This window comes from Halomonas sp. C10-5 (assembly GCF_057169305.1).
In genome coordinates this window covers 3,198,667-3,223,273 of the sequence record NZ_CP175665.1, presented here as the reverse complement: position 1 = coordinate 3,223,273, position 24,607 = coordinate 3,198,667, and the positions used below count along the sequence as shown (strand labels likewise).

The following is a 24,607-nucleotide window of genomic DNA, read 5'->3' as shown; positions in this document are numbered from 1 at the left end:
GAGCCGCTTCCATGCAAGTACTCGACGTCGACTACATGCTGGGGCTGGTGCCCATCCTGCTGCGCTACCTGCCGCTGACCCTGCAGATGGCTGCCGTGGGGATGGCGCTGGCGCTGGTGCTGGCCTGCGGCCTGGCAGTGATCCGCGTGCTGCGCATCCCGGGCCTCAACGCCGCCACCCTGCTGTTCATCTCCTTCTTCCGCGGCACACCACTGCTGGTGCAGCTGTTCCTGTTCTACTACGGCTTGCCCCAGTTGCTGGCCTTCCTGACCCAGATCAACGGCATTACCGCCACCATCATGGGCTTGACCCTGCACTTCTCGGCCTACATGGCGGAATCGATCCGCGCCGCCATCGTGGGGGTCGACCGCAGCCAGACGGAGGCGGCCCTCTCCATCGGCATGACCAATGGCCAGCTGATGCGTCGCATTGTGCTGCCCCAGGCCACGCGCGTGGCGGTGCCCACGCTGATGAACTACTTCATCGACATGATCAAGGCGACCTCCCTGGCCTTCACCCTGGGGGTCACCGAGCTGATGGGCGCCACCCAGAAGGAGGCCGCCGGTAGCTTCCTCTACTTTGAGGCCTTCATCACGGTGGCGATTTTCTACTGGGTCATCGTCGAGCTGCTGGCCTGGTTCCAGCGGCGCCTGGAAATCCGACTCAACGAGGCGTATCGCCGATGATCAAGGTAACGGGACTCGTCAAGCGCTTCGGAGGAACCGCCGTGCTCGACGGCATCGATCTGGCCATCGAGCAGGGCGAGATCATCGTTGTCATTGGCCCCTCGGGGACCGGCAAGTCCACACTGCTGCGCTGCTTGAACTTCCTCGAGCGCCCGGATGCCGGACGGCTGACCATCGGCGATCTGGACGTGGACGTCACCCGGGCCAGCCGTGCTGACATCCTGACCGCCCGGCGGCGCACGGCCTTCGTTTTCCAGAACTACGCGCTGTTCGCCAACAAGACGGCGCTGGAGAACATCGCCGAGGGACTGATCGTGGTCAATCGCTGGCCGAAGGAGAAGGCGCACGCGCGGGCCAGGGAGATCCTGGAGCGCATCGGCCTGGCCGACAAGGCCGATGCTTACCCCGCCTCCCTGTCAGGTGGACAGCAGCAGCGAGTCGGCATCGGCCGTGCCATGGCGGCCCAGGCCGAGGTGATCCTGTTCGACGAACCGACCTCCTCGCTGGATCCGGAATGGGTCGAGGAGGTTCTGAACCTGATGAAGCAGCTGGCGCGCGAACGCCAGACCATGCTGGTCGTTACTCACGAGATGAGCTTCGCTCGGGATGTCGCGGACCGGGTAATCTTCATGGAGGGGGGGCGCATCGTCGAACAGGGGCCACCCGACCAGCTCTTCAGCTCACCACAGGATCCCCGTACACGAGATTTCCTGCACAAGGTTCTGGCAACCCAGGTAACAATCGACACCCCGACCTGAGCCGAATGCCTGCCAGGGCTTTCGCAGTTGAGCGAACTGGCGATTGAGGTTCAGCAAGTAGTCGTCATTCCAGCCTGTCTGCTTTCGCTTACCCCTTCATGGCCCCTTTGGAAGGCTCTAACTTGGCCACGCTGAACGCCAGTCGGCGCAGCGTGGCTAGGTTTTCAGGACCATGATCTCGGCGGTGGCGACTCGGGTCTTCCTGCATGGTGACGTCAAACGCCCAATGGAGGTGATTCTCTACTGCGATAGCTCTGGACTGGACCGGGTTTACAGAATCGCATCCGCGAGGTACTTTGAAACTGCTGGGGCTATATCCCTAGTCGACCTTGGCCGGTCGAAATACCAAAGGCGCACCAGCGCCCATGTTGACGGCGCTTTTTTGTGCTCGTCAGTTATGGCGGCTGTGCGTGGGAACCCTTCGGGGTTGCCGGTTTCCTTTGGTGCCGGTCGGCCAACCTGCGTGCAGTCGCCTCCATTCGTTGTTTGGCCGCAACCGGGGGTGACTCTGAACCAAAGGAGTCATGCCAATGACAACTCGTCTTTCCCGTCTGAGGTCGCTCAGTTCTGCCTCACGCGCGGCGGCCCATCGCGCCATGGCGCGCGCCGCCCTCTTCTCCGACAGCAGCCTGCGTGTGCGCTATCAGCGCTATGAACACCATATGCACAAGGCCCGCCAGTTTGAGTCCATTGTCGCGTCCGCGGCGCAGGACCAAGAGGTGGTGTCATGAGCCGTCGATCGATTAATCCCCTGGCCGCTGCGCCGCTACGTGCCTTGCTGCAGCAGAAGGCCGTTGGTGGTGAAACCTTCACGCAGTGTGGGCTTCGCGATGAGTTGTGTGCCCACCCCGAGCTGTCCGACTTCGGCCTGCAAACGTTGCGCTATTACGTGCGCGGGCAGGTGGCACGCTATGAACAGCTCGGCTGGGTGGAGCGAGTAGGAAAGGTTGGTGCGCGTCGTGTTTTGTACCAGGCGACGCCGGCATTTCCCGCTGATACCGACCAGGGTGACTCTGACACGACTGGAGGGGGCGATGGACATGCCCATGGCGAGTTGGATCTCAGGCTAGAGCAGGACTGTGAAGCGCTGCGTGAGCAGATGGAAGCCAGTGACCACCGCCTGCAGGCGTTCCAGGAGATCGCTGCGAAGTACCCAAACACACGAAGTGACATCGCCCCGCTCTTTGATCAGGAGAAAGCTCAGGCGAGGGCTCTTAGCGAAAAGCTGAGGGCCTATGCCGAGGTGCGACAGCGGCTGGCTCAGGCAGGAGGTGAGAAATGAAGCTCCCTGATACTTCGCCATCTACTCCCTCTCTACACTACCCTCCGCTGCGTGAGTGGCAGCAGCGCTGTGTGGACAAGGCCATGCAGCAGCTGTCGCCGACGCGGCCGCATTTCCTGTGCCAGGCGACACCAGGGGCTGGCAAGATGCTGATGGCCGCGGTGCTAGCCGGCCTGCTGCTGGAACGGGGAGATGTCGACTTCGTTCTCTACCTGGGGCCGAGCCGGGACGTAGTGAGCCGTGCCGAGCAGACACTGTCCGAGGTGACGGGACTGGCCATGGACGGTCAGTTGGGCGCGCGGGGTGGTTGCTACACCTATCAGTCACTGCGTTCACGCCTGCAGTCGCTGCAGCAGTTGGGTAGACAGTTCCGGGTGCTGCTGATCTGGGATGAGAGCCATCATGCCGGGCGATTGCCCGGAACCCAGAAGGGGGCGAATGAATGGGGCCAGGCGCTGTTGCTCCTGGAGCGCAACATGGCCCTGACTCTGGCCCTGTCGGGGACACCTTGGCGTACCGATGGCAGCTGCCTGCCGCTATTGCGGTACCTGGACTTGCCGCAGGGTACCCAGGAGAGTGAGAGCGGTGAGGCGGCGCTACAGCAGCGTCTGGTGCCGGATTTCGTATACACCCTGCAACAAGCAGTACGCGATGGAGTGTGTCGCCTGCCGCTGATCCAGCTGGTGGACAATCGGCGCATCTCGCTCACCGTGACCGATCCACGGAGCAAAAAGCCGGCGAAGCAGAAACAGTTCACCAGCATTCCGCGCCTGCTTCGGGGCGCGCGGGTAGGCTATGGGGACTTGCTACGCCATGAGGCTCCCATGGCGCACGTACTCGAGCGGGGTATCGCCAGACTGTCGGAGTTGCGTCGCATACAGCCGGCAGCGGGAGGGCTGGTGGTGGCGTCAGACATCGAGCATGCCGAGGACATTGCCGAGTGGTTGGCCGACCGAGGCGAGGATGTGCGTCTGGTGACCAGCCAGACTCCCCATGCTCATAGCAGACTGCAGGCATTTCGCGAGTCCGCTCAGGCTTGGGTCGTGTCGGTGGGGATGATCAGTGAGGGCGTCGACATTCCGCGACTGCGTGTGTGCTGCTACCTGAGCCATGTGCGTACCGAGCAGCACTTTCGTCAGGTGCTCGGGCGCATCATCCGCCGCATGGGGGAGCAGGATCCAGATTGCCACCTGGTGGTGATCAATGAACCACTTCTGCGGCGCTATGCACACCGGATCGAGGATGACCTGCCGGAGGAAAAAGCCGTGGTGTCGGTCGTCCGAGCTGAAGCGGACGGACGAGAACCAGGTCGCAGCAGCTCGACGGGGGAGCAGGAGGCGGCAGAAGAGCCCGGGGAAGCCCGCCATTCTGTACCCGATACTGCCGGTGTTGCCTTCGGTAGCGCAGCTTCGGCATCGACAGCAGCAGCGCGCTGGGAGCAGGACATGGCCTTCTCCCGGCGTTTCATCGCACATATAGCGACGCTGAAGCTGTAATAAATCGACTTTCCACTTCACCGGAGTCAGCACTCTTCTCCCAGCTTGTGAAGGAGAAGGGTGCTGGCTATCAATGGCCATCAGAAGTGACCCTTCCATCGGTCATTAGCTTTGACCCGCCCAGTGATCGTCAGCTGAGCGTCTTCTGCTTCAGCCCGTAGTTGTTCGCCACAGACCTGTGGCCAACTGGCACACTTCGAGTCCCGGGCGGGACGATCCTGCCGCTGCTGCTAGAGCAAGCGTTGAGCGATGCGCCGGGTCTCGCCAAGCGGTTGGCCGGCCAGGTGGGAGCGATGCCCGGAGAGGGCCGTGATGTCGCCGTGGCGACCACACGTCATGAAAGGGGACTGGCCGCCGTTCTCTCCACCGATCATCTGGCGACGGCCGTGGGTGAGGTCCTCGCTGGCTTGCCCCATGCGTTGCGGGAGGCTGATGACTTTCAGCGGGTGGTCTTTGCTGGTGGCGATACTTCGAGCCATGCCATGCGTCAAGTTGGCGCCGAGGACCTGGAACTGGTCGCCTTCGACGAGGCCCCGGGCGGCCATATGTGTCGCTTGGTCGCTAGCGGTTCGCCGATCGACTGGCTGGAGGTGGTGCTCAAGAGCGGCCAGATCGGTGTCAAGGATCTGTTTTCACGGGTGAAGGGCGGCACAGCCGATATCACTGAATGAGCATTACGCACGCAGCTAGATAAACTGGCTTCACGTACTGTGGCCAACTATGAGTTCAAACCCGACGTCATGCTGACGACGGGTGATGCGCTTGCCTTCCAGACGCTTGAGGAGTTCCTGCGCCGCGAGTCGACCGATGGTCTCACGGGGTGACTGGATGGTGGTCAGGCGCGGGGTGATGAACTGGCCCAAGGGGAGGCCGTTGAAGCCGGCGATCGCCACGTCATCCGGCACCCTTATCCCGAGTCGAAGGGCGTGGAGGAGAGCACCACTGGCGAGGTCGTCGTTGGCGAAGTGGATCGCATCGACATCGGAGACCTCGCGCCTTGCTCGCTCTAGGCCAGCGGCTCCCGCTTCCAGGCTGCCCAGCTGATCGAGCTCCAGCATGGTTGGTGAAATGCCGGCTGCCGCCAGAATCTCGGCATGTCCGCTGTAGCGCATCTGCGCTCGATAGTCGTCCCCCAGCCTTGCCCCCACGAAGAGCGGGCGTCGATACCCCCTGTCGACAAGATGGCGTGCCATGGCACGTCCTGCCTCTACATGGTCGAGTCCCACGTTTAGGTCCAGGGCATCGCCCAGCTCCATCACCTCCATCACCGGGCGATCGCAGTCCCTGAGAAGCTTGCGACAGGCATCGGTGTGGTGAAGCCCGGCGGTGACCAGCGCAGAGCAGGACCAGCCCAGAAAGGTCCTGACCAGTCGGTGCTCGCGGTCGATATCGTAATCCGTATTGCCCAGCAGGATCTGATAGCCCGCTGCCTCGAAGGTGGACTGCAAGCCCTTGATCACCTCGATGAACACCGTGTTGGCCAGCGATGGCACGATGACGGCGATGAAGCGCGAACGCGATGAGGCGAGGCTGCCCGCCACGAGATTCGGCACATAGCCCAGGCGGTCCATGGCATCCAGCACGCGCTGACGGGTCGCATCGTTGACTCGCTCCGGGGCATTCAGTGCCCGGGATGCTGTGATGGAGGAGACGCCAGCCATTTCTGCGACCTGAGCCAGGGTGGGCTGGTCGGATCCCTTGCGGTGACGTGGTCGGGGGGGATGTGTAGACATTGGTCGCACTCACTGTCGTGACGCTTGCTGGAGGAAGGCTGGTCCTCTACAACGATGGTAGCGCTAACATGTTAGCGCTACCAGCCGAACCCGGAACCAGCGACAACACAATCGACAGGGGGAGTCCGGTGAGCCAACCAAACCAAAGCCTGAAAATCGGCGTGATCGGCCTGGGGGCCATGGGCCGAGGCACAGCACTGGCGCTTCACGAACGAGGCCTTGATGTCGTGGGTTGCGACATCATCGAACAGGCCCGCCAGGCCTTCGAGGCCGAAGGCGGGCGCAGCGTTGGGCTTCCCTCCGAGCTGGCCGACTGTCATGTCGTGGTAGTGCTGGTGGTCAATGCCCGCCAGGTCCAATCGGTGCTGTTAGGCGAGCAGGGGCTGGCCCAGCACCTGGCGCCGGGCAGCCTGGTGATCCAGTGCGCTACCGTTGCCCCCGCCTTTGCCCGTGAGCTTGGGGAGCGCCTGGGAAGCCTAGGGCTGTCGATGCTGGATGCCCCGGTCAGTGGCGGTGCCGCCAAGGCACGCAGCGGTGAGCTATCGGTGATGGTCTCCGGGGATGCTGGCGCCTTCGATAAGGCCGAACCCGTTCTGGATGCCATGGCCGCAACCGTATATCGACTGGGCGACAGCGCCGGTGTCGGCTCCAGCATGAAGTTGGTCAACCAGCTGCTTGCCGGGGTGCACATCGCGACTGCCGCGGAGGCGATGGCGCTGGGCATCCGCCTCGGACTCGATCCCGAGACGGTATATGAGGTCATTACCCACTCAGCGGGCAACTCCTGGATGTTCGAGAATCGGGTCCCCCACATCCTCAAGGGGGACTACACGCCGCTTTCGGCCGTTGACATCTTCGTCAAGGATCTCAACCTGGTGCATGAGACCGGGAGGGACCTGGCTTTGCCCACACCGGTGGCGTCCAGCGCGCTGCAGCAGTTCACGGCGGCTAAGGCCGCCGGTTTCGGGCGAGAGGACGATGTCGCAGTGATCAAGGTCTACCAGCGCCTCGCGGGTATCGACCTGCCCGCCGCTGCCAATGATCCGGAGGGGGGCTGACCATGTCACTGGTACTTGGCGCCATCGCCGACGACTTCACCGGCGCGACTGACCTGGCCAACAATCTGGTGAGGGCCGGCATGCGTTGCGTGCAGGTGCTTGGTGTTCCCGACGCCTCCATTGAGCCATCAGACGTCGATGCCGTGGTGGTCGCCCTGAAGTCACGCTCCACGCCGGCCAAGGAGGCGGTGGCGGAGTCTCTGGCCGCGCTGGAGTGGCTGCAGGCGCATGGCGCTCGCCAGATCTTCTTCAAGTATTGCTCGACGTTCGATTCCACGGAGGTCGGCAACATCGGTCCTGTCGCTGATGCTTTGCTGGAGCGACTGGCGAGCGACCAGACCGTCATGGTGCCCGCCTTTCCCGTCAACGGCCGCACTGTGTATCAGGGCCACCTCTTTGTCGGTGACCGGCTGCTCAACGAGAGCGGCATGGAGCACCACCCGCTTAATCCCATGACGGATGCGGACCTGGTGCGCTTCCTCGGCCATCAGACGCCCCATCCGGTCGGCCTCGCTTCACGCCATGTGCTGTCACAGGGGGCGCGTGTCACGCGCCGCCATCTCGATGCCCTGGTCGAGCGAGGAGTCCGTCACGTGATCTGCGACACCTTGGATGAGCAGGATCTCGATGTGCTGGCCGAAGCCGTGGTGGACATGCCGCTGGTGACCGGTGGCTCGGGACTCGGCCAGGAACTGCCCGAGCAGTATCGCCGGCGCGGCTGGCTGGAACCGGTAGCCGACCCGGGGCGTCTGGCCAGGGCATCGGGCAGTGCCCTGGTGCTGTCGGGCAGCTGTTCCCGGGCCACGCTGTCTCAGGTGAAGCACTTCCTGGAACACCATCCCGGCATCTCACTGGACCCGCTGGCCCTGGCGGAGGGAGACGAACACCTGGCCCAGGCGCAGGCCTTTGCACGAGAGCATCTGGCCTCGGGTGGCCCCGTGCTGGTGTATGCCTCTGCCGATCCCGAACGCGTCAAGGCGGCTCAGGCGGCGCTGGGCGTTGCGAGAGCGGGCGAGCTGGTCGAGCACGCCATGGGACAGCTCGCCAGTCGCCTGGTGGCGGAAGGCGTCGGTCGCCTAGTGATCGCCGGTGGCGAAACCTCCGGTGCGGTGGTGTCGGCGCTGGGGGTGCGCGAGCTCCGCATCGGCGGGCAGATCGACCCGGGGGTGCCCTGGACACAGTCGCCGATGATAGGCCGCGATGGGGTACTGTCACTGGCGTTGAAATCCGGAAACTTCGGGGCGGAGGATTTCTTCATTCGTGCCTTCGAGGTATTGGATGCGCTGAGCGCCGGGGAGAGCAGTGCATGAGTCTTCATCACGAGACACGTCTGCGGGAACAGATCGCGACGCTGGGCAGGTCGCTGTTCGACCGAGGGCTCACCATGGGCTCGAGTGGCAACATCAGCGTGCGCCTGGAGGATGGTGGCTGGCTGATGACGCCCACCAATGCCTGCCTGGGGCGCCTGGATCCGGCCGAGATCTCTCGCCTGGGGGGGCAGGGCGAATGGTTGGATGGCCACAAGCCCACCAAGGAACATTTCCTGCACATGGCCATGTATGCCGAGCGGCCCCAATCCCAGGCGATAGTCCATCTGCACTCGACACACTCGGTGGCGGTCTCATGTCTTCCCGATATCGATCCCTGCGACTGCATCCCCCCGCTGACGGCCTACTATGTGATGCGCGTGGGCAGGCTGCCGCTGGTGCCCTATCACGTGCCTGGCGATGCCACCCTGGGTGACGCGGTGCGCGGCCTGGCCGGCAAACACAGTGCCGTGCTGTTGGCGAACCACGGACCGGTCGTGGCGGGCAAGAGTCTCGAGGCAGCCGTCTATGCCACCGAGGAACTGGAGGAGACCGCCAAGCTCTTCCTGCTGCTGCATGGCCGCAACCCTCGTGCATTGACGCCCGAGCAGGTGGCTGAGCTGGAAGCCCGTTTTCCCCGCGACTGAGGATCCCGACATGATTCGCCTGGCGGCCAACCTGAGCATGCTGTTCACCGAACATGACTTCCTGGATCGCTTCACGGCGGCTTCCGAGGCGGGATTTCGTGGCGTGGAGTACCTCTTCCCCTATGACCACTCGCCGGACACCCTGCGGGATGCCCTACAGGCGAGCCATTTGCAGCAGGTGCTGTTCAACCTGCCGCCGGGTGATTGGGAGGCTGGCGAGCGTGGCCTGGCGAGCTTGCCCGGTCGTGAAGCCGAGTTTCGCGATTCAGTGGTGGAAGCACTGCTCTACGCCGAGGCCCTCGACTGTCCTCGCGTCCATGCGATGGCGGGCCTGCTCCCGGAGGGCGCGGACGAGCCGACCCGTCAGGCGCACCACGCGACCTATATCGAGAATCTCCGCTTTGCCGCCCGTGAGGCGGCCAGGGTCGGGCGCGAGGTGTTGATCGAGCCGATCAATACGCGCGACATGCCGGGGTTCTTCCTGTCGCGTCAGGCCCAGGCGATGGCGGTGCTGGAAGCGGTGGGTGAATCCAACCTGCGCCTGCAATTCGACCTCTATCATTGCCAGATCATGGACGGTGACCTGATACGCCACCTCGAGCACCAGTTCGGTGATATCGGCCATGTCCAGATTGCCGGTGTTCCAGAGCGCCATGAGCCGGACCGCGGGGAGGTGCACTATCCCGCTCTCTTCGAGCGCCTGGAGGCGCTGGGCTATACGGGGTGGATCGGCTGTGAGTATCGGCCTGCCGCCGATACCCGGTCGGGGCTGGCGTGGGGGGAGGCCTTCGGGCTGACGTCGCACTGAGTCCAACCGGACAGGGGCATGTGCCTGTCATAGGTTCTTTCAATCCTTACCACTTCCATCAGAGGACGAAACAGCCATGCATATCGCGGTTACCGGCGCCGCCGGCTTTCTCGGTCAACGCCTGATCCGGCAACTGCTCGATCGCGGAGAGCTGCGCGGGCAGGCCATTACCAGGCTCACGCTGCTTGATCAGGTGGAGGCCGAGGCGCCCGGTGGGTCGCGTGTCGAGGTGGTCAGCCAGGCACGCGACATCACCGCAGCCGGGGCTTTTGACGACATGCTCGATGCACGCCCGGATGTGATCTACCACCTGGCGGCCGTGGTTAGCTCGGCGGCGGAGGCCGATCTCGACCTGGGCCTTGCCGTCAATCTGGATGCCACCCGGGCTCTGCTCGAGGGATGCCGCCAGCGAGATCTGGGGAACACCCGGCTGATCATGGCGAGTTCGGTCGCGGCCTACGGCGGCGAGCTGCCGGAGACGCTCGATGACATGACGGCGCTCCACCCCCAGAACTCCTATGGCACCCAGAAAGCCATGTGCGAGCTGCTGATCAATGACTATAGCCGGCGTAGTCTAGTTGACGGCCTGGTGTTGCGGCTGCCGACCATCGTGATTCGTCCCGGTCGACCGAATGCCGCTGCTTCTAGTTTCGCATCCAGCATCATGCGCGAACCCTTGAACGGGGAAGAGGCCATCTGTCCGGTGCCCACCGACCTGGAGCTCTTCGTCATGTCACCGGGCAAGGTGGTTGAGGCCCTGGTCCACGGCGCCGAGGTCGATGGCGAGGCGGTCGGCCCGTTTCGCGCCTTCATGCTGCCGGGGATCACCGTCAGCGTCGCCGAGATGATCGATACCCTCCGAGAGGTGGCTGGCTCCCAGGCGGTCGAGCGGATTCGCTATGAGCCCGATGGCAAGATCCAGGCCATCGTGGGCAGCTGGCCCACCCGTTTTCATACCCAACGTGCCGAGGCCCTGGGGTTTCCGCGCGATTCGGATTTCCGCGAGATCGTCGATGCGTTCCAGAACGAATCGGTGAGCTAGCTACGGCGATGACAACCCTGTTCTCTGCCATTAATGATCCTTTGCGACCATAGTCGCATTTGACAGAGACAGGTGATTATCATGTCATTATACCAGTTTGCAGTACCCCCGACGGCTGCCGCCGTCGGTTTTCACCCAGCCGCAAACCCAAGGGGATACAACAATGACCAAGCGCTTTGCTCACAACGCCCTGCATGCCGCCATTACCGGCGTCTCGACCCTGGCCCTGGCCGCCACCAGCCTCGGAGCCCTGGCGGCTCAGTCGATTACCGTGGGACATACCACATCGGATAGTTCGCACTACTCGGAAGGCATCGATGCCTTCGCGGCCAAGCTCGACGAGCTCAGTGGCGGCGAATTCACCGTGGAAGAGCACCCCTCCGGCGCCCTGGGCGGTGAGCGCGCCATGATCGAGGGGCTGCAGATCGGCACCATCGACGTCGTCGTCACCTCGACCGGCCCGTTGGGCAACTTCGTCCCGGAAACCTATGTGCTTGATCTGCCGTTCCTGTTCGAAGACTACGACCAGGCTCGCTGCGTGCTGGATGGCGAGATCGGCCAGGAGCTGCTCGACCGGATGGGCAACCACGATCTGGTGGGGCTGGCCTGGACCGAGAATGGCTTTCGCCACCTGACCAACAGCCAGCGCGACGTGCAGACCCCGGAGGACGCCGAGGGGCTGAAGATCCGCACCATGGAAAACGAGATGCACATGGCGGCCTTCCGCGAGATGGACGTGCATCCCACGCCGATGGCCTTCCCCGAGCTCTTCACCGCCCTTCAGCAAGGCACCGTGGACGGCCAGGAGAACCCCATTTCGGTGATCCTCACCGGCAACCTGTGGGAGGTGCAGGACCGCCTCTCGCTGACCGGCCACGTCTACTCTCCGGCCATCATGCTGGCTTCTCCGATCATGTGGGATGGTCTGAGCGATGAGGAGAAGGGCTGGTTCACCGAGGCTGCCCGTGCCGGGGCCGAGGCGACTCGCTCAATGGTTTCGCGGCTCGAGACCGAGGGCGTCGAGGAGCTCAAGGAGAAGGGCATGACTGTAGTCGAGGACATCGACAAGTCCCAGTTCCAGAAGACCGTTGAGCCCTCCTACAAGGTCTTCACCGACGAGTACGGGAGCGAGATGCTGGATCGTATCCGCAACAGCAGCTGCTAATCAGCCCGTTCGCAGGCCCCGGTGCGTCTGCCGGGGCCGGCCCTGCTAGGTGAACACCATGGTTGAACTCCTCCTGCGTATCGAGCGCCAGCTGTCCCGAGTGGCCCTGGCTGGGGCCGTGCTGATGCTCGTCGTCTCAGTGACCACGGGCTTCTATCAGGTGCTGACGCGCTTCGTCTTCGATGCGCCTTCGACCTGGTCCGAGGTGGTGGCTCGCTCTTCGATGATCTGGTGCGTCTTTCTCGCCGCCGCAGCGTGTTTCCGGGGTGGCCACATGATGTCCGTTGAGGTCATCTACAAGCTGATTCCCGCCCGGCGATTGATCCTGCTCGAGGCGGCGATCGCTCTGGGCTGCCTCATTGTCCTGGCCGTTCTGGTCTACTTCGGCACTGCCATGACCTTCCGGGTGCGCAACCAGATGCTCTCGGGGCTGGGAATCTCGATCTCCTGGGTCTATGCGGCGATTCCCATCGGGGCCGGTTTTTCGCTGTTGTCCGTGGTGGCGCGATTGCTGGCACAGGCGACAGGGCGCGAAGCCGTCGGGCTGGCCGACGTCGAGGCCGAGGCCCCGCCTCGCGAGGCGATGCAACCGGTTACTGACGCCGCCACGCTACCGAATGGCGACGATTCAGCTCAATCGACTCGGAGGTCCGGCCAGTGAATCTCGCTATCGGTCTGTCGCTGATCATCTTCTTCGCTCTCGGCGTGCCCATCGCCGTTTCCATCCTGCTGGCCTCGATCATCGGCATCGAGTTCTTCTCGCGCTTTCCGCTGCTGATGGTGCCCCAGCAGATGTTCGTGGGGATCGACAACTTCCCGCTGATGGCGATCCCCTTTTTCATTCTGGCCGGCAACCTGATGGCTGCCGGCGGTATCTCGCAGCGCCTGGTGGACCTGGCCAAGTCGATCGTCGGCGGGTTGCAGGGGGGGCTGGCGATGACCTGCGTGCTGACCTGCATGCTGTTCGCCGCGGTGTCGGGGTCCAGCGTGGCGACTACCTTCGCCATCGGCTCGATCCTGATTCCAGCCATGGTCAAGCACGACTATCCCAAGCCGCTGGCGGCTTCCATTCAGGCGTCATCGTCCGAACTGGGCGTGCTGATTCCCCCCTCGATACCGCTGATCCTCTATGGGGTCAGCACCGATACCTCCATCGGCCGGCTGTTCATCGCCGGTATCGGCCCGGGGCTGCTGATCGGCAGCGCACTGCTGATCTTCCTCTACCTGTTCTGCAAGGTCCGCGGTTACGGCCTGCGCGACAGCGACGAGAGTGTCGCCTTTCCCACAGCCTTCCGACGGGCCTGGGCGGCGCTGTTGATGCCGGTGGTGGTCATCGGCGGCATCTATGGCGGTGTCTTCACGCCTACCGAGGCGTCGGCGGTGGCGGTGGTCTACGCGCTGATCGTCGGCGGCCTGGTGTATCGCGAGCTGTCCTGGTCCGAACTGTGGCCGATCCTGCGTCAGAGCGTCATGGCCACCGCCACGGTGATGCTGATCATCTCGGCGGCGGCGCTGTTCAGCTTCCTGATCAGCCGCTCCGGGCTGCCGTCCCAGGTGGCCGACTGGGTGAGCCTGGCGTTCGAGAGCCCGATCGCCTTCCTGCTGGCGGTCAACGTCATGCTGCTGATCATCGGCATGTTCGTCGAGACCTCGGCAGCGATCCTGGTGCTGGCACCGATCTTCACTCCGATCGCCGTGCAGTACGGCATCGACCCGGTGCATTTCGGGCTGATCGTCGTGGTCAACCTGGCGCTGGGCATGTTCACCCCGCCGCTCGGCGTCAATCTGTTCGCCGCTTGTGCGGTGGCCAAGCTTTCCATCGATCAACTGATCCCCTGGCTGCTGCGCTTCGTGCTGGTGGTGCTGGCCTGCCTGATGGCGATCACCTACATGCCGTGGATCTCGCTGGGGCTGGTCGACCTTCTCTACTGACAATGACGAGCATAGGAGTCCTACATAATGGCAGCACTCCCTAACCTGCCCCGCAGCCAGGCACTGATCGGCGGCGATTGGGTGACGACCCAGGCGGTGATCGATGTCGAAGCGCCAGCGCGCGGCGATGCGATCGCCCACATCGCACGCAGCCAGGCATCCGATGTCGATGAGGCGGTCACTGCGGCCAGTCGGGCCTTTGCCGGCGAGCTGGGGGGCTGGGCCGGCTGGAATGCGCGCCGGCGCAGCGAGTGGCTGCTGGCCTTCGCTGCCGCCATCGAGGCCGACCACGAGCGCCTCGCCGCCCTGGAGTGCGCGGATACCGGCAAGCCCATGACCCAGGCGCGCGGCGACATCACCGCCTGTGCCCGCTACTTCCGCTTCTACGGCGGGGCCGCCGACAAGCTGCATGGCGAGACGATCCCCTTCGAGAGCGATTTCGCGGTGCTGACTCTGCGCGAGCCCTATGGCGTCTGCGCCCAGATCATTCCCTGGAACTATCCCGCCCAGATCTTCGGGCGCTGCGTGGCGGCGGCGCTCGCGGCCGGCAATACCGTCGTGCTCAAGCCCGCCGAGGACGCCTGTCTGAGCGTGCTGCGTCTCGCCGAGCTGGCCTTGGAACAGGGGTTGCCGCCCGGTGTGCTCAACGTGGTGCCGGGCCTGGGTGGCGAAGCGGGTGCCGCGCTGGCGGCGCATCCTGCCATCGATCACCTCTCCTTCACCGGCTCGCCGGAGACCGGCACTCGAGTGGCCCAGGCCGCGGCGGAGCACCACGTGCCGGTGACCATGGAGCTGGGCGGCAAGTCGCCTCAGCTTCTCTTCGCCGATGCGGACCTGGAGGCGGCGCTGCCCTTCGTGGTGCGCGGCATCATCCAGAACGCCGGCCAGACTTGCTCCGCGGGGAGTCGCCTGTTGGTGCAGCGCGATATCGCCGATGAGGTGCTGGGACGATTGATCGAACGGTTCGAGACCCTGCGATGCGATGCCGGTGAGGCGGACCCCGATTGTGGCCCACTTATCAATGCCCGCCAGAAGGCCAAGCTGGAGGCCCGCCTGGAGGCGGCCCGTGCCGATGGCATTCGCACCCTGGCCCGCGGCCGGATGGCGGAGGGGGCGCCCGCGGGAGGACATTTCGTGGTACCGCAGGTCTTGAGTGACATTCCCGAGGGCCACGAGGTGCTGCGTGAAGAGCTGTTCGGTCCGGTGCTTGCCGTACAGATCTTCACGGACGAGGCTGAGGCCTTGGCCCAGGCCAACGGCACTGACTTCGGCCTGTGTGCAGGCATCTGGACCCGCGATGGCGGGCGCCAGCTGCGCCTGGCCAAGGGCGTGCGCAGCGGTCAGGTGTTCGTCAACAACTACGGCGCGGCGGGCGGCATCGAGCTACCGTTCGGTGGAGTCGGCCGCTCCGGTCATGGCCGAGAAAAGGGCTTCGAGGGACTGAAGAGCTACACACGGCTCAAGACAGTGGCGATCCGCCACGGCTGATCCATACCAACCGGGAGACATGAGATGACTCACAAGATCGCGGTACTGGCAGGGGATGGCATCGGCCTGGAGGTTGTCCCACAGGGTCTGAGGGTGCTAGAGATGGCGGCGCGCCGCTTCGACGTGCCGCTGGAGTTCGTTCACTTCGACTTCGCCAGCTGCGCCTACTACATGGAACACGGTGAGATGCTACCGGACGACTGGTACGCGACCCTGACGCGGTTCGACGCCATCTTCTTCGGTGCCGTGGGTTGGCCCGACAGCGTGCCGGACAACGTCTCGGCCTGGGGTTCGCTGCTCAAGTTCCGGCGGGCCTTCGACCAGTACGTCAACTTGCGGCCGTGCCGGCTGATGCCGGGCATCGAGAGCCCGCTGAAGGGTCGTGAGCCCGGCGACATCGACTTCCTGGTGGTGCGCGAGAACACTGAGGGCGAGTACTCCCAGCTCGGCGGCAGGGCCTTCGAAGGCACCGACCGCGAGGTAGTGCTGCAGGAGACGCTGATGACCCGCACCGGTGTCGACCGGGTTTTGGAATACGCCTTCGAGCTAGCCCGCTCGCGGCCTAGGAAAAAGCTCACCTCAGCGACCAAGTCTAACGGTCTGTTCATCTCGATGCCCTACTGGAACGAGCGGGTGGCAGCGATGCGGGAGAAGTACCCCGACGTCGAGGTTGACCAGTACCACATTGACATCCTCACCGCTCACTTCGTACTGCATCCCGACTGGTTCGACGTGGTGGTGGCCAGCAACCTGTTCGGTGACATTCTCTCCGACTTGGGGCCGGCCTGTACTGGCACCATCGGCATTGCCCCCTCGGGCAACATCAACCCGACTCGTGAGTATCCGAGCCTGTTTGAGCCGGTTCATGGCAGCGCTCCGGACATCGCCGGGCTGGGCATCGCCAACCCCATCGGCCAGATCTGGTGTGGTGCCATGATGCTCGAACACCTAGGCGAGGCCGAGGCCGGGGCGGCGATCGTGGCAGCCATTGAGACGGTGCTCGGGCAGGGCGATCCGGCGGTGCTGACCCCCGATCTCAAGGGCAGCGGCACCACCGAGACCCTGGGGCACGCCATCGCCGCGGCGCTGGACGACGCCTGAGTGAGGGTGGGCGATCTGATGCAGTAGTAGAGATGGGCTTGTCCAGCGCCCACACCGCTGAGTGTTTGGAAAGGAACACTTACCACTGGGAGGGATACGGAATGAGCAAGACCTATCGGGTCGGTATGGTCGGCGTTGGGCTGATGGGCCACGGCATCGCCGCTAGTCTGTTGCGCGCCGGTCACAGGCTGAGTTTTCTCGACCACCCCGGCAACCAACCGGTCGACGACCTGCTGGCAGCCGGCGCGGAGCGCCGCTCGAGTGGCAGGGAGGTCGCCAACGATGCCGAGGTGGTGATCCTCTGCGTCACCGGCACGCCCCAGGTGGAGAGCGTGCTGTTCGATGCCGGCGGCGTACTCGAGGGGCTGCAGACTGGTGCGGTGGTCGTCGACTGTTCGACGGCGATTCCGAGCTCCACCGAGGCGATTGCCGGTCGCATTGCCGAGACCGGCGGCCGGTTCATGGACGCCGCCATGACTCGGACCCCCAAGGAGGCCGCCGAAGGCCGCCTCAACCTGATCGTCGGTGCCTCCGAAGAACTGTTCCGCGAGCTGCGGCCGTTGCTCGAGAGCTTCTCCGAGCACATCACCCACGGTGGACCGGTGGGCTCGGGCCACAAGCTCAAGCTGCTGCACAACTATGTGTCGTTGGGCTTTACCGCGGTGCTCGCCGAGGCTGCCGCGGCGTCGCGGCGTGCGGGCATCGACGATGCCATATTCCTCGAGGTGCTGGGCAACGGAGGCGGCGGTGGTGTTGTGCTGGAACGCCTGCGCCCCTTCATCGCCGCCGAGGATCCCTCGGGCTTTCGCTTCAGCCTCGCCAACTCGCTCAAGGATGTCGGTTACTACCATGCCATGGCCGAGGATCTGGGTGCGTCGCGAGGCGTCGCCGAGGCCATCGATGCCCTGTATCGCGAGATCAACGCGCGCGGCCATGGCGAGCGCCTGACGCCCGAGTTGGTGACCCTGCTCGGCGAGACTTGAGCTACGGGCTTCGGGCTGCGGATGCCGGTGTGGCCGGCATTCGGCATGGTCAGTCGAGCTTGGCGTCGCGGATCCGCCCGAAGTAGGCGTCGTCGCCGACCTGCCCCCCCTTGAAGGCGATCTGCAGGCCGTCGAAGGCGGGGTCGTTGCTGTGCGCGGTGCACAGCGGCGAACCCGGCGTCTGCGGCAGTGGCAGGCAGGTGGTCAGTGCCTGGATGCCGAGTTCCTGGATGGCGTGGCTCGAGGTGTCGCCACCGGCGACCACCACCCGGGACAGGCGCTCGGCGCTGACCAGGTCGCGCAGCAGGCTGCCCAGACGGCGGCCGATGGCATGCGCGCCATCGCCGTCGGGCAGGGTCGCCAGTCCGGCGTCGGGGCCCAGTGCGGTGTAGAGCACCACGCTGCGCCCCGTCGCGAGCGCCGCCAGGGCCTGTTCGCGGGCTGCGGCGAGTTCGGCGTCGGCCTGGGGATCGTCTGCCAGTCGCGCCGCATTCACTCGGATGCCATGAAAGCCGTTGTCCTGTGCCCAGCGTATCTGGCGGGCGGTGGTGTCGGAGCAGCTTCCCGAGACTACGGCGATGCGCTCCACCGGGCCGGGGTTGGCGAACGTGGCGCTGGGTGACGTGTCGACCAGCCCCTGGCGGCGCCACTCGGCGAGCAAGGCATATTCGACCCCCGATGAGCCGACCACGAAGCCGCCGTTCGGCGGTCGGGTGCGCCACAGCTGGCGCCCCACTGCTGCCTGGCTGGCGGGGTCCAGCACGTCGTAGAGCAGCGCGGCGTGGGCGCGCGCGGCATCGACCCGGGCATCGACGTCGCCGCCGGCCAGGGTCGCCAGGTCGATCAGGCCGATATCGAGTTCGGTCTGCTCGCTCAGGTGGCGGCGCAGGTCCGCCTCGAGCATCGGCGTGACAGGGTGGCGCGACATGATTGGGTGGCGGTCGATGCGGTACACCTCGCCTTGGGCGGCAGCGAAGAGGTGGCCGAAGGCTGTGTAGCGGCGCAGCTGGGGCGCGCCGACCACGATCGGCACGCTGTCTTGGCCATGCAGGCGACGGCCGATCTCCAAGGCGCGGCCGATGCTGCCGATCTCGGGGGCGCTGTCGAAGGTCGAGCAGGTCTTGTAGTGGCACAGCGCTGCGCCGCGCTCGCGTAGCCAGGCCAGCGCCGGGGCCAGGTGGCGCTCCATCCAGGCCGGCGTCTCGCTGCGGCTGGTACCGGCCAGCCCGATGGCCCGGCAGCGGCGAAAGCGCGCCAACTGGTCGTCATCGGGAATGGCGGTGAACAGCACGGTGTCGACGCCCTGACCGGCAAGGGCTTCCATGACGTCGGTGGAGCCGGTCAGGTCGTCGCCGTAGTAGGCGATCAGCGGGGCGGTGTCGATCGGTGTCATCGGCGGAAGGTCTCCAGGGCGCGAGCGAGCTCGCGGTGCTCGCGGGCGTAGGCGTCGACATCGATGCCCGCCACGGCGGCCTCCCAGGCCTGGCGGAGGCTCTTCACCCCAGCACCGATGCCGTCAGGATGGGCCATGATGCCGCCCCCGGCGCAGAAGATCAGATCGGTGCTGGCGATGGCAGCATAGGTGTCTACGGCCTGCTCGGCAGTCTGGCCGGAGGAGAACACCGGCATCACCTCGCAGCCCGGGGTGGGTGGATCAAACATTGGCGTCAAGCAGGCACGGGCGCTGGCGATCACGCTGGCGTCCTCCTCGCTGAACTTGTTGCGCAGGCCGTTGACGTGAATGTGGTCGACCCCGGCCAGGCGCCACAGCTTCTGGTAGGCCACGAAGCTCATGCCGAGGTGCGGCGAGCGGCTGAACAGCCCCCAGCCGGCGCGGTGGCCGTGCAGTGCCACCCGGCAGTGTCGGCGTAGCTGGGTCACCCCGGCGAGACCGACGGCATTCAGGGTGACCATCACGCAGCTGCCGCCGGCGGCGGCTACGTAGTCGTGGTGCTCGCGCATCTCGTCGGCCTCGCCGGTGATGTTGAAGGCGTACATCACCTGGCGTCCGGTGCGCTCGGCATGCTCGCGGATCACCGGCATCACCGCGTCGACCCGTGCCTCGAGCGGATTGTGCGGGCTGTTGGCCTGCAGCTCGTCGTCCTTGATGAAGTCGATGCCGCCTGACACCAGCTCGCGGACCACCCCGGCGGTCGCTTCAGGCGACAACCCCACGCTGGGTTTGATGATGGTACCGATCAGCGGCCGCTCGGGGATGCCGGTCAGCTCGCGGGTACCGGCCACGCCGAACTGCGGGCCGGGGTAGGCCGCGGCGAAGGGCGGCGGCAGCGTCAGGTCGAGCAGCTTCAGTGCCGAGAACTCCTTGAGCTCGAAGAGATTGCCGGCCACGGTGGCGACGAGCGTGGGCAGCGACGGCCCCAGGTTGGCGAGCGGCCAGGAAAGCGTGACCCGGGCCCGCCGGTAGACCGGCGGGCCGACCCCGGTCGGTGGCGCCGGAATCGGTAGCGACGGAGAGTCGAGGCTTTCCAGCGGTTCGATGCGCTCGACTCGTGCGCCGTGCGCCTCACGCAGCTCGTCGGTCTCGTTGGCCAGGCGGGTGAAGGTGCCGCAGGACTGCTCCCCGGCCATCACCTCGACGGCGCGCTCCAGCGGGTAGGGGGTCTCGATCAGGTAGCTGGCGAGGATGCGATCACTCATGAGCCGACCTCGTTCAGGTGATGCGACGGATGCTGTCGGCAATCTCGTCGGGCTCGAACACGCGCTTCCAGTCGTCGCGCATCAACATTGGCTTGCCGTTCTCGATGGCCTTGTTGCAGGCATCGGAGAAGGCGCCGGGCTGCACGTCGAAGGTCACTGCGCCGAGGATGTTCATGTGGCCGAGCAGGAAATCGCGGGCACACTCCTCGGGAACGCCGCGATTCACCACCTCGTCCATGGCTTCGCGCATCACGGCCAGTAAAGTGGCGCAAACCGTCTCGGAGAGACCCGGTTCGAGCAGCGCCATCTGCTCGACGCTGACCCGATGGGAGCGGCCCACTGGGGCATAGATGGTCCGCGCGACAGCCTCGCCCAGGGCGTAGCTCTCCTCGGGACCCTGCATCAGTGCGCTGACGATGTGCTGGGTGGCCTTGTAGCCGCCGAAGTAGTCGCGCTTGGCCTCGAGCTCGGTCTCATCATTGAAGATCGACGGGTGGCAGGGGTGGCTGACGAAGTACACCAGGTCCTCGCGCTCGGGCAGGTGTCCGGCGAATGGGGCGGCGGCGTCCAGGGTGACCAGCATGGTACCGCTCTCCATCAGCGGCGAGAGCTGGTGGGAGATCTTGCCGATCAGGGTGTCGGGAACGGCGAGGATGACCACCTCGGCCCCGGGAACCGCGTGCTCGACATCGACGCAGTCGATGCCCAGTTCTTCCGCGAGGCGGCTGCGGCCGGCCTCGCTGACTTCGACGTGGCGGACCTCGAAGTCCGAGGCTTTGAGATTGCGGGACAGGCGGAAGCCCATCTTGCCGCCGGCGCCGATCAGCGCGATGGTGGTCATGTCGTTTCCTCTCTATCGTCGGGCGGTGTGCGTTGTGGTGATTCTGCGAAAGCACATCGTCGCTTCTGAAAGCAGCATAATGGCCAGTCAACTGGTATAATGACATGATAATCACCTGACTCTGTCAAATACGACCATGGTCGCAACAGCGCTACCTGGCGGCGTCCTCTACGCGTAAGCTGCGCTCCTGCTGCCACTGACGAAGGCCAACGAACGATGAGTGACCCCCTGAAGATCAGCCGTCGCAAACTGTCCGATGAAGTGTTCGACCGGCTCTATGCCATGCTCCTCAATGGCGACTTCATGCCCGGTGACCACCTGCCCTCGGAGAGAGCGCTCATGGAGATGTTCGGTGTGGGCCGCCCGGCCATTCGCGAGGCGATGCAGTCGCTGGAGCGTCTGAGCCTGGTGACCATCCAGCATGGCCAGAGACCGCGGGTGACGGCACCGACTGCCGAAGGGCTGATATCGCAGATCGAGCTGACGGCGATGCACATGCTGTCGAGCTCTCCGCAGTCGCTGGAGCATCTCAAGGAAGCGCGTGCCTTCTTCGAATTGGGGATGGTGGCGCGAGCGGCGCGGTCGGCCGTCGAGACGGACGTTGCCCGCTTGGAGGAACTCGTGGAGTGTCAGCGCAGCGAGCTGAATCGCGATGCCGGAGCTTTCATCAAGGCCGACATGGACTTCCATCGGACCATTGCCCGGATCACCGGCAACCCCATTTTCATCGCGGTTAGCGATGCCATGCTCGACTGGCTGGCCCATTTCCACTCACCGATGCTTCACTGGAAAGGCAATGAACACATCACCATCGAGGAACACGAGCGCATCCTCGACGCGATACGCCGCCACGACGAAGCGGCGGCAGTGTGCGAGATGAGTTCCCACCTCCACCGGGCGCGAGCACTCTACATAACGGGGCAGCGTGCCTGAAAGAGCCCATTCGGCTGGCGGATGTGACCGATCGTCCAGGATCCGCCGGTGATTGAACCAGTCGATCCACTCATAGAGTAGCGAACTCAACACTTCCAGAATATGCGCTTGGCATCCCGCTGATCGCCGCACGGTCAGCCACACCAACGCATCGGTGCTCGCCCCGCCCGTTCAGCACCTTATCCACATGATCGTCCCATGCAACACCCACTTCCATATCGGGGTGTTGCGACGACCAATTGAATCTGTCGCCCTGGCCATATGAAGCCCGTACTTTTTCGGTGCGCGCCACCATACTAATTGGTGGATAAACGCCGACGATTTCGTCGGTACCGCCGTCGCGAACGCGAGTCCAAGATTCCTTGGTTGGGGCGCCGTTCCGGATTAGGTCACCCGTTTCGATAGGCAGCACCATGTCATCGGTGATATGAGGCATGATCCCAGAGCTATCGCAGTTAGCCATGCGGCGATAGCGAAAGGCGCCGGGGACAGGTCGATGAGGGGGCCTATGCCAGGGATGGCATCGGTAGCGCCCAGGGAGGGGTTCACAGCGCCCCCTCGAAGGCCTGTCGCCGGGAAAGCCTTGAGCGGTGTTTCTATCTGCGATAGCCCTGGGCATGATCCGCCGGCTTTGGACTATGCGAGGCAATATCCCCATAGTACCTTGGTTCTGACCCTGAATGGATGGAGGCAGGGGTTATCGGTTGCGCCGCTTTGCCTCCATCCACGCATCCACCTCGTGCTCTACCCAAGCCACACAACGTTCTGAAATCAGGATGGGACGTGGGAATGTCCCTTCCTTGATTTGCCGGTACAGCGAGCTTTGGCTGATGCCGCAACGTTGGAGAACGGCGGGTTTACGAATGAGCTGGGTCACGTGACCTCCTGATATTGATGAGTTTTGGTCTCACCTCTAATACAGGGGTCAAATTCGGGAATTTGCGGCGACAGCACCAAAAAATACGCGCACCGCCTGGTGGGGCGATGCGCTCTGGTGGACGCCTTGCTGCCTGCCTGATGGGCGGGCCGTAGGGCCAGCCCCAGGCCATAGGTCTATCTCTCAGGCGGGTTGTGCCTCTTGAGGCGCCTGCCCGCCTTGAGCCGGTCGAGTGTCGGTGTGCCCTTGCCTCCCTCAGGGGAGCTCCCGGATTTACCAGGGGTGGTCTCGGTATGGCGAGTATCGCTGGCGCCAGCGGCAGGGGGGGGACTACCTGATGAACTTTCATGAAACTTCCTGAGATCTTCCAAGACAGATCTCGTCGGCCGATGAGTTGTGTTGTCGGTATCTTTACTTCGCTCGGCAAGCATGTTGTCGATAATACCTCCGCAGCACTCCTCTGATGCGCCAGAGCGCTCCGCAAATAAGCGAATGATTTGCTCTTCTGTGAGATCCCCAATCCGCTGGCGCTGCTGGAGTACCGCTTCAATCATGCGGCGGACTGTCCCGATGTAGAAAGGGGACCTCTCAATCATGCCGGGGGTGATCGATGAATGGTGATCGGCGCCTGATGAGTTACTCTCTTTGGCAACGGGCAACCCCATAATAGAGCCATCACTATTTGGCTCTCCGGGAGGTAAGCGATTAGCCGCGGCGACTGCGCGACTTGGAATGCGACGGCGGCGCTCTTCCTTTGGCTTCTCAAGTTCATCGCAGTATCGATTACCGATCTCGCGAAAGAACGAGCGACGCATGTTTTCCTTCTCGGGAAGCGATGGGTTGGTAACCTTGCCCATCTTCCACTCCCTACGAGAGAGCATTTCACGCCCCGGGGTAAACCACAGGTGCAAGTGGGGGTACTTCTCGTCCAGGTGGAGGACACAGTAGTTGAGGCGCATCCCCACTTTCTCGAGATAGTCCTTAAACCAGTCGATGCACTCTTGGCGGAAGCGGCTGATTGTCTCCCTGGGCGTGTCTTTCGTTTCACTGGGGAGACTCGCAATAACAGTGCCTAGCGCTGGCGCATCAGAGCGAATCTTTCGCTCAACGATCTTCCCTCCTCGGGTATTCAGGAGATCCACGGAGCCTGCCATGGTCGTTTCAATCCACGCCTGGTACTCCCTGATCGAGTTCCACTCGGCATCGACGGGGGTGACCTCGATCGAGGGGGCGTCCACGTGCCGGGAGTGACTCGGCTCACGCCTTCCCTCGGCGAGTACCGAGGGCAGGGTGTCCTTCTTGCTGGCTGCACCCCGGGGGTATCCCTTGATGCGGACGAACTGGTAGGTGGGCATAGCCCCTCCTGTGACTGTCGTGATGGGTACCATCCTACCACCCCGGGAGGGCCTTTTTGGGAGGTAACCCCTCACGCACGAGGTAAACCCGCATGTGAGGTAAACTCTTTACAGAATGGAAGTACCTACATAAACCCGCGAAAAGTACCTCTAGCTAGGTGGGGGGTTACACCCTCGGCAGGGCTGTAGCCTAGGGGCTGGCTCTGAGCACCTGACGGAGATGCAGAAGGCTGCAGGGGTGATACGGAGCTTCAAGGTAGGCAAGCCCGATGTTTGATGATCTTGTGTGGCTGAGCGGTAACCAGGGGAGGGGGTGGCTCGGGTTTCCGTGGCCGCTGGTGCGCGCGACTCTCCAGGCTGCCTGGCCCGTCATTTGGCCCCGCCAGATCGCACAGTTGCGGCCACATCACTGTGATGCGGATTTCCCCGAAGGGGGCAAGCAACTGCTTGCATGCAC

At 64.1% G+C, this 24,607-nt stretch carries 25 protein-coding genes; 18 read left to right on the top strand and 7 right to left on the bottom strand.

All coding sequences use genetic code 11. From position 1 onward, the window contains the following. The first annotated feature begins 11 nt into the window (after positions 1-11). The 6 genes from ACJ7IV_RS15110 to ACJ7IV_RS15085 all read left to right on the top strand — a co-directional run bounded on the left by ACJ7IV_RS15110 (position 12) and on the right by ACJ7IV_RS15085 (position 4,893). On the top strand, positions 12-686 hold the full coding sequence (locus ACJ7IV_RS15110) for an amino acid ABC transporter permease (protein ID WP_023005338.1): 675 nt from the start codon (positions 12-14) through the stop codon (positions 684-686). Next, the gene (locus ACJ7IV_RS15105) at positions 683-1,444 is read left to right on the top strand and encodes an amino acid ABC transporter ATP-binding protein (protein WP_023005337.1); all 762 of its coding nucleotides are present in this window, start codon (positions 683-685) and stop codon (positions 1,442-1,444) included. The genes ACJ7IV_RS15110 and ACJ7IV_RS15105 overlap by 4 nt, the downstream gene beginning before the upstream one ends. 530 nt (positions 1,445-1,974) lie before the next feature. After that, positions 1,975-2,175, top strand: coding sequence for a hypothetical protein (locus tag ACJ7IV_RS15100; RefSeq protein WP_483865065.1), 201 nt, complete (start codon positions 1,975-1,977; stop codon positions 2,173-2,175). Then, the gene (locus ACJ7IV_RS15095) at positions 2,172-2,726 is read left to right on the top strand and encodes a hypothetical protein (protein ID WP_483865064.1); all 555 of its coding nucleotides are present in this window, start codon (positions 2,172-2,174) and stop codon (positions 2,724-2,726) included. Before ACJ7IV_RS15100 ends, ACJ7IV_RS15095 begins: the two co-directional genes overlap by 4 nt. Beyond that, positions 2,723-4,222, top strand: coding sequence for a DEAD/DEAH box helicase (locus ACJ7IV_RS15090; protein ID WP_483865063.1), 1,500 nt, complete (start codon positions 2,723-2,725; stop codon positions 4,220-4,222). The genes ACJ7IV_RS15095 and ACJ7IV_RS15090 overlap by 4 nt, the downstream gene beginning before the upstream one ends. Before the next feature lie 242 nt (positions 4,223-4,464). Further along, positions 4,465-4,893 carry a nucleotide-binding domain containing protein gene (locus tag ACJ7IV_RS15085; RefSeq protein WP_483865062.1) on the top strand — a complete coding sequence of 143 codons (429 nt, stop codon included), beginning with the start codon at positions 4,465-4,467 and terminating at the stop codon, positions 4,891-4,893. 30 nt (positions 4,894-4,923) lie between these two features. Here ACJ7IV_RS15085 and ACJ7IV_RS15080 read toward each other — a convergent pair whose 3' ends face one another. After that, a complete protein-coding gene (locus tag ACJ7IV_RS15080; protein ID WP_483865061.1) occupies positions 4,924-5,955 on the bottom strand; it encodes a LacI family DNA-binding transcriptional regulator in 1,032 nt (343 codons plus the stop codon). A 128-nt stretch (positions 5,956-6,083) separates the two neighbouring features. Between ACJ7IV_RS15080 and ltnD the strand changes: the two genes are divergently transcribed. The 11 genes from ltnD (at position 6,084) to ACJ7IV_RS15025 (ending at position 17,486) form a co-directional block, all read left to right on the top strand. Then, positions 6,084-7,013, top strand: coding sequence for an L-threonate dehydrogenase (gene ltnD, locus ACJ7IV_RS15075; protein WP_483865060.1), 930 nt, complete (start codon positions 6,084-6,086; stop codon positions 7,011-7,013). 2 nt (positions 7,014-7,015) lie between these two features. Next, positions 7,016-8,323, top strand: coding sequence for a 3-oxo-tetronate kinase (gene otnK, locus ACJ7IV_RS15070; RefSeq protein WP_483865059.1), 1,308 nt, complete (start codon positions 7,016-7,018; stop codon positions 8,321-8,323). Continuing rightward, complete coding sequence (gene otnC / locus ACJ7IV_RS15065) at positions 8,320-8,967, top strand: 3-oxo-tetronate 4-phosphate decarboxylase (RefSeq protein ID WP_483865058.1); 648 nt, start codon at positions 8,320-8,322, stop codon at positions 8,965-8,967. The genes otnK and otnC overlap by 4 nt, the downstream gene beginning before the upstream one ends. A 10-nt stretch (positions 8,968-8,977) precedes the next feature. After that, positions 8,978-9,775: a 2-oxo-tetronate isomerase gene (otnI, locus tag ACJ7IV_RS15060; RefSeq protein ID WP_483865057.1), complete on the top strand. Its 798-nt coding sequence runs from the start codon at positions 8,978-8,980 to the stop codon at positions 9,773-9,775. Between the two features lie 76 nt (positions 9,776-9,851). Continuing rightward, positions 9,852-10,817 carry a D-erythronate dehydrogenase gene (denD, locus tag ACJ7IV_RS15055; RefSeq protein ID WP_483865056.1) on the top strand — a complete coding sequence of 322 codons (966 nt, stop codon included), beginning with the start codon at positions 9,852-9,854 and terminating at the stop codon, positions 10,815-10,817. A gap of 163 nt (positions 10,818-10,980) precedes the next feature. Beyond that, the gene (locus ACJ7IV_RS15050; RefSeq protein WP_483865055.1) at positions 10,981-11,982 is read left to right on the top strand and encodes a TRAP transporter substrate-binding protein; all 1,002 of its coding nucleotides are present in this window, start codon (positions 10,981-10,983) and stop codon (positions 11,980-11,982) included. Between the two features lie 58 nt (positions 11,983-12,040). Then, on the top strand, positions 12,041-12,643 hold the full coding sequence (locus ACJ7IV_RS15045) for a TRAP transporter small permease (protein WP_483865054.1): 603 nt from the start codon (positions 12,041-12,043) through the stop codon (positions 12,641-12,643). Then, positions 12,640-13,914: a TRAP transporter large permease gene (locus ACJ7IV_RS15040; protein ID WP_089686831.1), complete on the top strand. Its 1,275-nt coding sequence runs from the start codon at positions 12,640-12,642 to the stop codon at positions 13,912-13,914. The genes ACJ7IV_RS15045 and ACJ7IV_RS15040 overlap by 4 nt, the downstream gene beginning before the upstream one ends. A gap of 27 nt (positions 13,915-13,941) precedes the next feature. Further along, on the top strand, positions 13,942-15,402 hold the full coding sequence (locus ACJ7IV_RS15035; protein WP_483865053.1) for an aldehyde dehydrogenase family protein: 1,461 nt from the start codon (positions 13,942-13,944) through the stop codon (positions 15,400-15,402). Between the two features lie 24 nt (positions 15,403-15,426). After that, entirely contained in the window at positions 15,427-16,503 is a 1,077-nt protein-coding gene (locus tag ACJ7IV_RS15030) for a tartrate dehydrogenase (RefSeq protein ID WP_483865052.1), read from the top strand. Between the two features lie 101 nt (positions 16,504-16,604). Then, the gene (locus ACJ7IV_RS15025; protein WP_483865051.1) at positions 16,605-17,486 is read left to right on the top strand and encodes an NAD(P)-dependent oxidoreductase; all 882 of its coding nucleotides are present in this window, start codon (positions 16,605-16,607) and stop codon (positions 17,484-17,486) included. 49 nt (positions 17,487-17,535) lie between these two features. On the opposite strand, the gene ACJ7IV_RS15020 is transcribed toward ACJ7IV_RS15025, so the two are convergent. The 3 genes from ACJ7IV_RS15020 to ACJ7IV_RS15010 are packed head-to-tail and all read right to left on the bottom strand — an operon-like array spanning position 17,536 to position 20,985. Continuing rightward, positions 17,536-18,879, bottom strand: a complete 1,344-nt coding sequence (locus ACJ7IV_RS15020) for a four-carbon acid sugar kinase family protein (protein ID WP_483865050.1) — start codon at positions 18,877-18,879, stop codon at positions 17,536-17,538. Then, positions 18,876-20,144 carry a ribulose-bisphosphate carboxylase large subunit family protein gene (locus tag ACJ7IV_RS15015; RefSeq protein ID WP_483865049.1) on the bottom strand — a complete coding sequence of 423 codons (1,269 nt, stop codon included), beginning with the start codon at positions 20,142-20,144 and terminating at the stop codon, positions 18,876-18,878. The genes ACJ7IV_RS15020 and ACJ7IV_RS15015 overlap by 4 nt, the downstream gene beginning before the upstream one ends. Positions 20,145-20,157: 13 nt before the next feature. Then, on the bottom strand, positions 20,158-20,985 hold the full coding sequence (locus tag ACJ7IV_RS15010) for a phosphogluconate dehydrogenase C-terminal domain-containing protein (protein WP_483865048.1): 828 nt from the start codon (positions 20,983-20,985) through the stop codon (positions 20,158-20,160). Between the two features lie 216 nt (positions 20,986-21,201). Between ACJ7IV_RS15010 and ACJ7IV_RS15005 the strand changes: the two genes are divergently transcribed. Then, entirely contained in the window at positions 21,202-21,918 is a 717-nt protein-coding gene (locus tag ACJ7IV_RS15005; protein ID WP_483865047.1) for a transcriptional regulator NanR, read from the top strand. A gap of 70 nt (positions 21,919-21,988) precedes the next feature. On the opposite strand, the gene ACJ7IV_RS15000 is transcribed toward ACJ7IV_RS15005, so the two are convergent. The 3 genes from ACJ7IV_RS15000 to ACJ7IV_RS14990 all read right to left on the bottom strand — a co-directional run bounded on the left by ACJ7IV_RS15000 (position 21,989) and on the right by ACJ7IV_RS14990 (position 24,150). Then, a complete protein-coding gene (locus tag ACJ7IV_RS15000; RefSeq protein WP_483866611.1) occupies positions 21,989-22,354 on the bottom strand; it encodes a hypothetical protein in 366 nt (121 codons plus the stop codon). A gap of 261 nt (positions 22,355-22,615) precedes the next feature. After that, complete coding sequence (locus ACJ7IV_RS14995; RefSeq protein ID WP_483865046.1) at positions 22,616-22,795, bottom strand: helix-turn-helix transcriptional regulator; 180 nt, start codon at positions 22,793-22,795, stop codon at positions 22,616-22,618. Positions 22,796-22,971: 176 nt separating this feature from the next. Then, positions 22,972-24,150: a plasmid recombination protein gene (locus ACJ7IV_RS14990; RefSeq protein WP_483865045.1), complete on the bottom strand. Its 1,179-nt coding sequence runs from the start codon at positions 24,148-24,150 to the stop codon at positions 22,972-22,974. Between the last annotated feature and the right edge of the window lie 457 nt (positions 24,151-24,607).